The 11,561-nt window shown below is 46.3% G+C and carries 8 protein-coding genes; 4 read left to right on the plus strand and 4 right to left on the minus strand.

Translation table 11 applies throughout. From position 1 onward, the window contains the following. Positions 1 to 144: 144 nt before the first annotated feature. Positions 145 to 1,923 carry an ABC transporter ATP-binding protein gene (locus tag AC6H04_RS00120; protein WP_497569758.1) on the minus strand — a complete coding sequence of 593 codons (1,779 nt, stop codon included), beginning with the start codon at positions 1,921 to 1,923 and terminating at the stop codon, positions 145 to 147. Between the two features lie 182 nt (positions 1,924 to 2,105). Between AC6H04_RS00120 and AC6H04_RS00125 the strand changes: the two genes are divergently transcribed. Continuing rightward, the gene (locus tag AC6H04_RS00125) at positions 2,106 to 2,912 is read left to right on the plus strand and encodes an alpha/beta fold hydrolase (RefSeq protein ID WP_497569759.1); all 807 of its coding nucleotides are present in this window, start codon (positions 2,106 to 2,108) and stop codon (positions 2,910 to 2,912) included. Between the two features lie 67 nt (positions 2,913 to 2,979). Here AC6H04_RS00125 and AC6H04_RS00130 read toward each other — a convergent pair whose 3' ends face one another. Together AC6H04_RS00130 and AC6H04_RS00135 are read right to left on the minus strand one after the other, a co-directional pair. Further along, entirely contained in the window at positions 2,980 to 3,642 is a 663-nt protein-coding gene (locus AC6H04_RS00130) for a histidine phosphatase family protein (protein WP_497569760.1), read from the minus strand. Positions 3,643 to 3,671: 29 nt separating this feature from the next. Further along, positions 3,672 to 5,528 carry a monovalent cation:proton antiporter family protein gene (locus AC6H04_RS00135; RefSeq protein ID WP_497569761.1) on the minus strand — a complete coding sequence of 619 codons (1,857 nt, stop codon included), beginning with the start codon at positions 5,526 to 5,528 and terminating at the stop codon, positions 3,672 to 3,674. A gap of 101 nt (positions 5,529 to 5,629) precedes the next feature. On the opposite strand from AC6H04_RS00135, the gene helD reads away from it, so the two are divergent. The 3 genes from helD to guaA all read left to right on the plus strand — a co-directional run bounded on the left by helD (position 5,630) and on the right by guaA (position 10,734). Further along, complete coding sequence (gene helD, locus AC6H04_RS00140; protein ID WP_497569762.1) at positions 5,630 to 7,924, plus strand: RNA polymerase recycling motor HelD; 2,295 nt, start codon at positions 5,630 to 5,632, stop codon at positions 7,922 to 7,924. 143 nt (positions 7,925 to 8,067) lie between these two features. Next, positions 8,068 to 8,991 (plus strand): type I pantothenate kinase, encoded by a 924-nt coding sequence (coaA, locus tag AC6H04_RS00145; RefSeq protein WP_497569763.1) that lies wholly within the window; start codon positions 8,068 to 8,070, stop codon positions 8,989 to 8,991. 192 nt (positions 8,992 to 9,183) lie between these two features. Continuing rightward, a complete protein-coding gene (guaA, locus tag AC6H04_RS00150) occupies positions 9,184 to 10,734 on the plus strand; it encodes a glutamine-hydrolyzing GMP synthase (protein WP_497569764.1) in 1,551 nt (516 codons plus the stop codon). Positions 10,735 to 10,757: 23 nt separating this feature from the next. On the opposite strand, the gene AC6H04_RS00155 is transcribed toward guaA, so the two are convergent. After that, positions 10,758 to 11,561, minus strand: an 804-nt coding sequence (locus AC6H04_RS00155; RefSeq protein WP_497569765.1) for a site-specific integrase, incomplete at its 5' end; no start/stop codon positions are given.

Raw genomic sequence — 11,561 nt, forward strand, 5'->3', positions numbered from 1 at the left:
AAAGAAGGTAGGTCCTTGAACTTGAGGACGTACCTTCTTTTTTCGTTACACGGCCGGGCTCTGAGTTCTTGAGCGCGTTACGGCTACATAAGATTCAAGATACACGGCCGAGTAAAAGTGTTTTAGCTACGTAAAAGTGAACGACTATTCAAACTGCGCATCATACAACTTCTTATAAGCGCCATCAGCCTCCAACAAACCTTCATGTGTCCCGGTCTCAACCACACGGCCGTTTTCCAGCACAATAATCTGATCCGCATCGTGGATGGTAGATAATCGGTGAGCGATGACCAAAGACGTCCGAGATGCTAAAAGGTTATTCAAAGCATGCTGAATGGCTTTTTCAGACTGATTATCCAGACTAGCGGTGGCTTCATCCAAAATGATGATGGGGGCATTCTTCAATAGCGCTCGCGCAATTGAAACCCGCTGTTTCTGTCCGCCAGAGAGCTTAACACCCCGTTCACCAACCTGTGTATCGAGTTGATCGGGCAATCCCCGGATAAAAGTATCTAGGTCTGCCAGCTTCGCTACTTGCCAAATGTCATCATCGGAAGCGTCTGGGCGGCCATACAAAATATTGTTGCGGATGCTACCATCAATAATAAAGATATCTTGGGAAACAATGGCGATGTTTTGACGTAGTGAGACAATATCGATGGACTGAATTGGCAGATCATCAATCGTGATGCTGCCGCTGTCTAAATCGTAAAAGCGGTCAATAAGCCGAGTAATCGTCGTTTTACCAGAGCCTGACCGGCCGACTAACGCAGTGGTCTTGCCATATGGAATCGTAAAGCTAATATCGGTTAACGTTGTATCATGCTTATCAGGGGCTTTAGCTGCGTCGTAATTAAAGTTAACGTGACTGAGGGTAATTCCCTTGGAAAGTTGCGGAAAGGGCTTAGGGTCCGCTGCATTTAGTACCTGTGGCTTCTCCTGCAGGATCGACTGGATTCGGCCATAGGAAACCAGTGACTGCTGCAGTTGGTTCAGTAGCCGGGTGAAAGCCTGAATCGGTGACTGAACCATGGCAACGTAGCTAAGATAAGCGACTAACGCCCCCACCGTGAGTTGTCCTTTGATGATGAAGTAAGCCCCTAACGACAGGACAATCGCGATGCCCAACGTGTTGATGCCGTCAATTAAAGGTGAGAAGATGGCTTGATTACGCCCAGCTGTGATCATGTCCTTTCGGTTGGTGTCGGCAAAGTGGTCAAATCGTTTAGCTTCAATATTTTCACTATTAAAGCTCTTGATAAGATCGATTTGAGTCAAGGTTTGTTGCATCTGGTTCGACATTCTGGCTTGTGAGCGCCGTGCGTTCATGAACGCGGTGCGAATGCGAACCCGAAATACCCGGTAGACGATGAACATGAGTGGGAAGGTGAGACTAACGGCCAATGCCATTTGCCAGTTGATGTAGAAAATCAACGCCAGCACGCCCACAAACGTAAATAGATTACCGACCATGTTTAGCATATTAGCTGAAATGAGGCTTTGCAGGTTATTGATGTCACTAGTCAACCGGGTCATTAAGTCACCGGTTTTACTGGATTCGAAGAAGCTGGTATCTAATTTTAATAAGTATTCATACAACTGATTCCGCAAGTCAGTAATGGCGTTTTGACTCATGACACTCATGTAGTAAGTGGAGATGTAGGTGAACACGCCCAGTATGATAGCTGCCAGTAAGAGGATGGCGATGGCACCAAAAAGCCACTGGAAGTTGCGTTGCGGGATTACTTTATCAATGATGAACTGTTCAATCTGCGGCATCACGAATTGCAGTAAGGTAATCACGGTGAGCGCAAAGACGTTTAACACCAGTAACCATCGTTTTTTAAGTACCTTACTGAAGACAAAACGAAACATTTCCATTAATGAGCCGTCTGCTTGATCAGCCGCTTGTTTATCAGCCATGGCATTTCCCCCTATCATTCGAGCTGATTTAGTCTGTTCGCTAATGTAGCACTCACGCTGATTGAGTGCAAACAAATAGATTGGTGATCGTTACCAACATTGTACTTGAAAAGCGGAAGTAGGATTGACTTTACGTTTGTTTTCTAATATGATTTTAATAATCTAATAAAAGGAGTGGTGATATGAACTTATTACCGATGCATCAGTTTACGACCAGTGATGGCGCAACGTTGGAATACTTTGACGAAGGTGAGGGGCAGCCCCTAGTTTTCATTGCCGGTTATCGAGCCAGCGCCCAAACTTGGCTGCCGCAAGCTGAATATTATAAGGACCGCTACCGCGTAATTGGTATGGAACGTCGCTTCAATGGCAACACGGTTTCACCTACATATAACAAAACCATGGCACGTCAAGGCGAAGATCTGCACGATTTAATCGAGAGTTTGCAATTAAAGAATCCCATCGTTGTGGGCCATTCCATGGGTGGTTCAACTGTGATGGCCTACATATCCTTGTTTGGCGATGCCCAGTTAGGCGCCTTTGTGAACGTGGACCAAACGCCCAAGATGGTCAACGATGATGACTGGCAGACCGGGATGTACAAGTTAACCACGGCAAATATGGGGACCTTCTTTGACGCGCCACTGGATAGTCCGTTTTACAAGGACGTTACGCCGGAAGTGATGGCTATTATGAAGGCGGTGGCAGCCGAGACCAATGACAATACATATACGCTAGAGATGACTAAGCCGTTACTATTGGACCATGCATGGGCTGACTGGCGCGGAATCTTACAAACGGTGACGGTGCCCACGTTATTCATGGCAGCTGATCACAGTCCGTTTTGGCCAAGTGCGCACGCAACTGAATCGGCAAAATTAGTGAAGAATGGACAGGCCGCCGTTTTAACGGATGTCGGCCATGGGATGGAGTATGAAGATCCGGAACAATTTCAGGCTGTGTTAGATCAATTTTTAGGAACATTATAGGGTTAACATGAAAAAGCTCCCGTCATTAAAGCAATTTCTGCTTTAATAGCGAGAGCTTTGTTTTGCATTAATCCAGTTGATCATCAACCCGGTTATAGTACGCAACCGAAATATCATCACCGCGTACTTTCAACTTGGTCACTGAACCGTTAAGTGCTGAAATGGCAACGTTGATATCCGGCTGGAAGCGGGAAACGATGCTGCGGATGGTGGTGCTATGACTGGTTACTAATACCTTGTCGCCATCAACGCAGTCCCGCATTAACATGTCGAAACCAGGTTGTAGCCGCGCCCAATACCGAGCGTTGTCTTCAGCATCGTTAAAGGGGTCTTGAGCCGCGATGCGGTCCTTCACGCCTTCGATGGTGTAAGCGGCAATCATGGCGTTAAACGTATCGTTGCCATCAGGACCGCCGATCATATGCCAAGTTTGGTTTTCATCATTACCTTCGAAATAGCCGAAGTTTTCTTCTTTGAATGCCGGGGCAATAGTGGCCTTTGTTACCGTGCCGCTATTGACGGCCAAGATATATTCGGCCGTGTGTTGGGCACGTTCGGAATCGCTGGTATACGCCTTGGTGAAAGGAATGTGTGCTAGTCGCTGACCTGCAGCTTTTGCATCTTGCACACCCTTATCAGTTAGTGCGGCGTCGATCCAGCCTTGAATCCGGTGGTACTTGTTCAAAATAGTTTGTCCATGACGGACGAAGTAAATGTCAAAATTAGCCAAAAAATTGCCTCCAAATAAATGTCTTAAAATTAGTTTAATTTGCCCAGTTCACGACGAATCTGAGCAGATTGCTGCTTGCTGCTGGTGAAGAGAATCCGGTCATTAAGCTTCAGCGGGGTGTCGCCACTAGGCCGAACGAACCGTTTTTCGCGGTAGATCTGTGCGATGGTGATGTCATCAATGAAGGGCAGGTTGCGGATCTGGATATCCACGTACTTGTGGTTGCGCAGCTGAACTTCGTAAACGCCAGCTTCGGTAGAAGTGAGTAACTCCAGCGTCGATGGGGTTTCAATCAAACTGCGCAGCATGCTGATTTGCACATCGGGAGTGCTAAAGACTTCCACCCCCATTTTCACCAAGGTATCCTTTCGTTCATCGAGGATGTTAGGGTCTTCGAAGCGGGCAATTACCCGTGGGACACCATATTGTTTGGCCGATTTAGCCAAGCGGTAATTTTCCTTAGAGTTACTCTGACCCAAAACGATCATATCAGTATCAAACACGTCGGCAGCAACCAAGTCATCCGGAACCAGGTTTTCTAGCAAATGAACGTCGATTTCACTATTAAAGGCGCGGTAGTTGCGTTCCTGATCCGTGTACATGTGAATGTCGTAGCCGTGTTTAGTCAACTGTTGCGCTACGGGAACGGTGAGCAAATTAGTGCCGATAAAGTGGACGTTAAGCGGCTTGCTGTCAGCAGCTTCAGCACGGTATAGCCGGTTGAAGGTGATGGGGCCAATGATACAAGTGAGGATGGCGGCCAGCAGGAAAGCCCCCGATTGCTGAGCGGTGATCCGGTGCAGGTGTTCAGCAACTTGCAGGACTGCCAAAACAACGGTTAAGGTGGTACTGCTCATGGCGGTACCGGCAAAAGCATTACCGTTGGTGAACCGCAACCGTAAAATCGGCCAAATAGCTGCTTTGGCAACCAGGTAGGCAATCAAGAAAACGGGAATCAAGATCAGCGTTTTCGGATCAGCCAGCAAGGTTCGCAGGTTCAAACTCACACCACTCATAATAAAGAAGATGGGGATAAAGAAGCCGTAGCCGATGGAATCCAGTCGCACCTTGGTTTCTTCGTGCGGTTCCAGTAACTTGATGACGATACCGGCTAAGAACGCTCCTAAGATGCCCTCAGCACCCACTGATTCAGCAATGGTAACTAACAAGACGATGACGAAAAACGATAGCCGAACGTCCAACTGCGTGGTTGATTTATTGATGCGGTCAAAGAACTTGAAGAAGGGTTGAAACCGCCAGACGAGCAAGCCAGCAGCTAGCAGGATCAACAAGAGTAGCCACAGCGATTTAGCGGTGGGACTGTAGGCGGATGCGTAAAAGGTCAAGCCAATCATGGGCACCACTTCGCCCAGCGCCGAAATCAGCAGGATCGTTTGACCAAAGGGTTTACTTAAGAGTTCCTTTTCCTTCAGTGCGGCGATCACAATACCCAAAGAGATGGTCATGAATAAAATCATGGCTAACCAGATGTCGGAGAACATGCCGGAAAGTTTCAATAAGAAAGCAATCATGGCGGCCATTACCACGATCGAGCCATAGGACATAAAGGCGATGAACACGGGTGAGTACTTCGGTGCAGTGGCGGATTGTTTTTGCTCTAGCGGCGTCAGGTCGTTACGTTTGCGGCTGAACAGACTAAAGTCGATTTCCAGCCCACTGAGGAACAACAGGACGATCACACCGACGTCCTTCAGCATGCTGAGGGTATCGTTCGCGTGAATCAGATTCAACAGGCTGGGACCCAAAACGACCCCGACGATGATTTCCACTACTGCGGTGGGCAACAAAGTGAGTTTGAACCGCGCCATAATCAGTGGAATGGCCAGCGCGGCTAACAGAATAATAACTAATGAGATTTGATCCATCATAATACCTCGAATCATTTAGGGAATAATGAAGCTAGATTGTTCTTATCGGGTGCAATTAGTGATATACTTTAATATCGAATTTACGACTGGAGGGCGCTATGGCAGATACGATTAAACAGCAAGAACAAGCACATTTAAATGTGGTGATTGATAAAATCAAGATTGCTCAGGTTAAGTCGCAAGAACGGATCGACAACGCTAAGGCAGGCGAAGCGGGTATTCGTGATAACCTGGTTAACGAATTACGGCTTAAAACCGATTCGTACGAGGGTATTATGGAAACCGGCCTGTCGGTTCATCAGCAGCAACAGCAGCTTAATGAACGTCAAAATAGCTGGCAGCACGCTACTGACGAACTGAAGACGTTGAAGAAAATGGAAAAGACCCCCTATTTCGCGCGGATCGATTTCCACGAAGAAGGCGAACCCAAAACGGAGTCGATCTATATCGGACTGGCTTCTTTTTCGGATGAACCTGATCGATTTCTAGTATATGACTGGCGTGCGCCGATTTCTAGTGTTTATTATGATGGCGGTTTAGGCGATGTTACCTACCAGACGCCTGATGGGGAACAAACTGTTAATCTTAAGTTAAAGCGTCAGTTCCAGATCGAAGATGGCACCATCAAGACGGTGTTCGATACCGAAGAAGCCGTTGGTGATCAGATGCTGTTGGATGCGTTGAGTGAACAGTCTGATACTAAGATGAAGAGTATCGTCACCACCATTCAAAAAGAGCAGAACCAGATTATCCGGGACACCAAGTCGGACTTACTGTTCGTTCAAGGGGCAGCGGGTTCTGGTAAAACGGCCGCTGTTCTGCAACGGGTAGCTTGGCTGCTTTACCGTTACCGGGGGAAATTAACGTCTGGTCAAGTTATCTTATTCTCACCTAACCAGTTATTTAACGATTATATCGACCAAGTGCTGCCTGAACTGGGTGAACAAAATATGGTCCAGATGACCTATTACCAGTACACTGGCCACCGCTTGCCAAAAATGGCAGTGGAAACTTTAGCACAGCGGTTCAGCGAAGATTACAGCGATGCTGAAAAACGGATCGATGCACTAAAGGGCAGTTTGGCTTTTTACAACGCCGTTACCGCCTACGCTAACCATCTGGAAAAAGAAGACATGATTTTCCGGAACATTAATTTTAAGGGGAAACCGTTCTTTACCAAGGAAAAAATTCACGAAATCTACTATAGTTTTAATGAAAATTATCGCTTATTCAACCGCCTAGATGGTACTCGCGAGCAGCTGATCAAGATGCTTAATCGCCGGATCAGTTCCGAGATGCGGGCCAAGTGGGTCGAAGAAGCCGTTCAGGATTTGAGTCAGGAACAAATGAATCAAATGAAGGGTGAAGACCCGCAAGAAATCGAAGACGCTGACAAGGAATACAAATTCTACGCCAGAAAGATCGTTATGAAGGCTTTTGCGCCCATTCGACAAGCCGTTGTCCGCAACCGGTTCTTGAGTATCAACGGTCAGATGGTTCATATGCTGCGTAGCATTCCTGCAATTATCAACCTTGACGAGTACGGCATTACCAAGGCTGACTGGAAGGCCAGCGTTGAGCGTACCGTTGCCGATATTAAGCACTCTAAGATGACCTTGAGTAACATTTCGCCATACCTGTACCTATATGATAAGATGACGGGTCACAAGGGCGAAAAGGACATGCGCTACGTCTTTATTGATGAAATTCAAGACTACACGCCGTTCCAGTTGGCTTACCTGAAGTTCAGTTTTCCGCGGGCTAAGTTCACGTTGCTGGGTGATTTGAACCAAGCTATTTTCACCAAGGAAAACAGCAAGACGCTGCTGAGCGAACTGAGTACCATGTTTGATCCAGAAAAGACGACGGTTGTGCAGTTAACCCAATCTTACCGTTCAACGGCTCAAATCACCGACTTTACCCGCCATATTCTGGTAAATGGTGAAGCAGTGAAAGCCTTCGACCGGAATGGTGCCTTACCGGTGATTAGCGTTCAGCCGGATAAGCAGGCGACGTTACAGCGGCTCATCAAACAGCTGCAGGCTAACAACAACGAGCAGGAAGCCACGGCGATTATTGGCAAGTCGTTAGCTGATTGTCGTCATTTAGCCAACGAGTTAAGCGAGGCTGGGGTCAAAGCCACCTTGATCCAGTCTGAAAATCAACGACTGGCACCTGGCGTGATCATCGTGCCGTCGTTCTTAGCTAAGGGGCTGGAATTCGATGCGGTCATCGTCTGGGAAGCTTCTGAGAAGAACTACCATGAAGATGACGAACGGCAGTTGATGTACACGATTTGTTCGCGGGCGATGCACGAGTTGACGGTGCTGGCAACCGATAAGTTGTCACCGCTGTTTGATAATGTGCCTAGTGATGAATACGAAAAAGAATAAACTTAAAGAGTGATTGAATCTACAAGATTCAGTCGCTCTTTAATTTATCCTAACTAGATTCGCCCGAGTTATAGCGCTTACGAGATAGCTCGTGTATAATGAACTCAATTTAGTACCTACGGAATTTGATGAGGCTGACTTGAATGACTGATTTGATGAATTACGATGTATTTAGTAAAAATGAATGGCGCGACTTTTATCAGGACGCCTCAGTACCGCTGACTCAAGCGAGTTTGAAACAGATCAAGGCTTTTAACGACCGCATTTCTGTCCAGGATGTGCAGGATATTTACATTCCGCTGATCCACTACTTGCGGCTGCTGATAAAGCATTTTGATACTTGGCAGGAGTCCAAGGCACATTTTCTGCGGCAGAAGTCGCGGCACGTTCCCTACATTATTGGGATTGCCGGTAGTGTGGCGGTGGGTAAAAGTACCACTGCCCGACTGCTGAAAGTGTTGATGAATCACTTCTTTCCTGACAGACGCATCGAGATGCTGACGACGGATGGATTTTTGTATTCAACGGCTGAACTAAAGAAACGCGGGTTGGTGACGCGGAAAGGGTTCCCTGAAAGTTATGACATGAAGGCGCTGATCACGTTTTTAAACGATGTTAAGTCGGGTAAGGAACTGATGGAGGTGCCGGTGTATTCTCACAAGAATTACGACATCGTGCCGGATGAAGTTCAGGAGATCGAACGGCCGGATGTGCTGATTATTGAGGGGATCAATACCTTACAATTACCCAGTTCTGAACAGATCTACGTTTCCGATTTTACCGATTTTTCCATCTACGTTGATGCGCGGCCAAAATTGGTGGAGGAATGGTATTTGGAGCGTTTTAAAGCCCTGCTGAAGCTGGCTAAGGATGATCCGGATAACTATTACCATTCCTATACTAAAGTGCCGATAGAGGCCGCTGTGGAGTCTGCAAAGAATATTTGGTACAGTGTTGACCTGCCCAACTTGGAAGATTATATTTTACCTACACGCAGCCGTGCAGATATGATCATTCATAAGGGTGAGCAGCACATTATTGACCAAGTGATGTTGCGTAAATCATAATTGGTAGGGTAATTAGAACGCGATGGTTAGTAAATGCCAGAGTGTTTGAGTCGCATAACTTGTTTTTAAGCAGATTATTCGATAAAATCCGAACGATTAAACTTTCCTCATTTTGATTGACCGGCATTAGAAGAATCTGTATAGTATAACTAATGGTTTCAAGTTCTGTTTAATAAGAAAGGTGTGAATGGATTGGCAAAGGTTGATTTATCGTCCTTTGATAAGATCATTGTGCTGGACTTCGGTTCACAGTACAATCAGCTCATTACCCGTCGGATCCGTGATCTGGGTATCTACTCAGAATTAATGTCTCACGAAATCACGGCTGACGAGGTAAAAGCTCTAAATCCCAAGGGTATCATCTTTTCTGGTGGCCCAAACAGTGTGTACGCTGATGACGCGCTGCGGGTCGACCCTGAGATTTTCAAGTTAGGTATTCCGATTCTGGGAATTTGTTACGGGATGCAGTTGATGGCTTACAATTTAGGTGGTCAAGTTAAGTCTGATAACGGCCAATACGGTCGTGCTGCGATTACAGTGACCAGCGATGATGCCAAGTTATTTGCCAACACGCCTAAGGAACAAAACGTGTGGATGAGTCATGGTGACTTAGTGACCGAAGTGCCTGAAGGGTTTACGGCGGTTGCTACGAGTCCTGAATGCCCAATTTCTGCTATGCAGGATACCGCACGGAACTTCTATGGCATTCAATTCCATGCCGAAGTGCGTAACACTGATTACGGTAACGACATTTTGAAGCACTTCGCTTTCGATGTTTGCCATGCTGAAGCGAACTGGTCAATGGATGATTTCATTGATCTGCAGATTCAACATATTCGCGAAACTGTTGGCGATAAGAAGGTACTGCTGGGTCTTTCCGGCGGTGTGGATTCATCTGTTGTGGGTGTGCTGTTACACAAAGCCATCGGCAATCAGCTGACATCTATCTTCGTTGACCACGGTCTGCTTCGTAAAGGTGAAGCGGAACAAGTCATGGCTAGTCTGAAAGGCAAGTTTGGCTTGAACATCATTCAAGTGGATGCTGCTGATCGGTTCTTATCCAAACTTAAGGGTGTTAGCGAACCTGAAAAGAAGCGGAAGATCATCGGTAACGAGTTCATCCAAGTGTTTAACGATGAAGCTCAAAAATTGGATGGCATCGACTTCTTAGCTCAAGGTACCCTGTACACCGACGTGGTTGAGTCTGGTACTGATACCGCTCAAACCATTAAGTCTCACCATAACGTAGGTGGCCTGCCAGAAGACATGAAGTTCCAACTGATCGAACCATTACGGACTTTGTTCAAAGACGAAGCGCGTGAATTAGGTGAAAAGTTGGGCATGCCTTCAGACCTCGTTTGGCGTCAGCCATTTCCAGGCCCAGGTTTGGGTATCCGTGTGATCGGTGAAATTACCCCTGAAAAACTCGAAATCGTCCGTGATAGCGACTTTATCCTTCGTGACGAAATCAAAAAAGCCGGCTTAGACCGCGACATCTGGCAATACTTCACCGTTCTGCCAGGTATCCGTTCTGTCGGTGTCATGGGCGACGGTCGGACATACGACTACACAGTTGGTATCCGTGCCGTAACTTCTATCGATGGGATGACTGCGGACTTTGCACACATTCCATACGAAGTATTAGCTCAGATTTCAACACGTATCGTCAACGAAGTAAAGCATGTTAACCGTATCGTGTATGACGTTACGAGCAAGCCGCCTTCGACAATTGAATGGGAATAGTAGAAGCTAAGATATAAATACCGTTATACCGGCGTTTCTTGACTCTTTTCTTCTGTATTTCCCGTTGCTGGCACCGAAATGGCACCAGTAATGTGTTTCTTGCCCGTAAACTGATTACGAGTGGGGACAACGACTGAATGATCCGCCGGAGTGAAATCAACTAGACCATTAAGGTGTTGTGCTGTCTCAAAGTTACTATTTGGATATAGATGTCCATAAGTTCCTAAAGTTGTTTGAATGTCTTCATGTCCCAAACGTTCCTTAATAATTAATGGGTTTTCCCCAATACTAATTAACAAGGAAGCATGAGAATGTCGAAGCGCGTGGACACGAATTCGATGAACATTCGCGGCCTTAGAATAGACGTTGATTACTTGAGACAGTGATCCGCGAGTAGTTGGCACACCATTGTATGAAAGCACAAAATCTGTTTTAACTTCAGACGCTTGAATCTCTTTCCACTCGGAGAGATATTCAAGTGTCTTTTTGTCTAACGGAACTGTCCGAGCACTGGCGCGAGTTTTGGGTGAAGTAAATTCATAGTTAAACGCATTTAAATAATAAAGTGTTTTGTTGATCCGGATCGTACCGGCTTTAAAATCAACGTCTTCCCACTGAAGAGCGGTTGCTTCACCGATGCGGGCACCGGTCATAAATAGAAGCCAAATTGTGGTGAAATTGAAACGCTGATAGTAGTCATTAAGATCCATTAAGGAAATAACTTTCTCAAACTCGGCTTTAGTCCAGAAATCGACTTTCTTCTTTTCCTTCTTTAAATTGCCAACAATTTTTGTTGGATTCTCTTCACAGAATCCTAGTACAATTGC

It is taken from the genome of Secundilactobacillus sp. MJ173, from assembly GCF_059704265.1.

What these genes read in the sequence shown, in the direction of transcription:
- AC6H04_RS00120 (WP_497569758.1), bottom strand. Translation starts at nt 1,923, where the DNA reads ATGGCTGATAAACAAGCGGCTGATCAAGCAGACGGCTCATTAATGGAA.
- AC6H04_RS00125 (WP_497569759.1), top strand. Translation starts at nt 2,106, where the DNA reads ATGAACTTATTACCGATGCATCAGTTTACGACCAGTGATGGCGCAACG.
- AC6H04_RS00135 (WP_497569761.1), bottom strand. Translation starts at nt 5,528, where the DNA reads ATGGATCAAATCTCATTAGTTATTATTCTGTTAGCCGCGCTGGCCATT.
- helD (WP_497569762.1), top strand. Translation starts at nt 5,630, where the DNA reads ATGGCAGATACGATTAAACAGCAAGAACAAGCACATTTAAATGTGGTG.
- coaA (WP_497569763.1), top strand. Translation starts at nt 8,068, where the DNA reads ATGACTGATTTGATGAATTACGATGTATTTAGTAAAAATGAATGGCGC.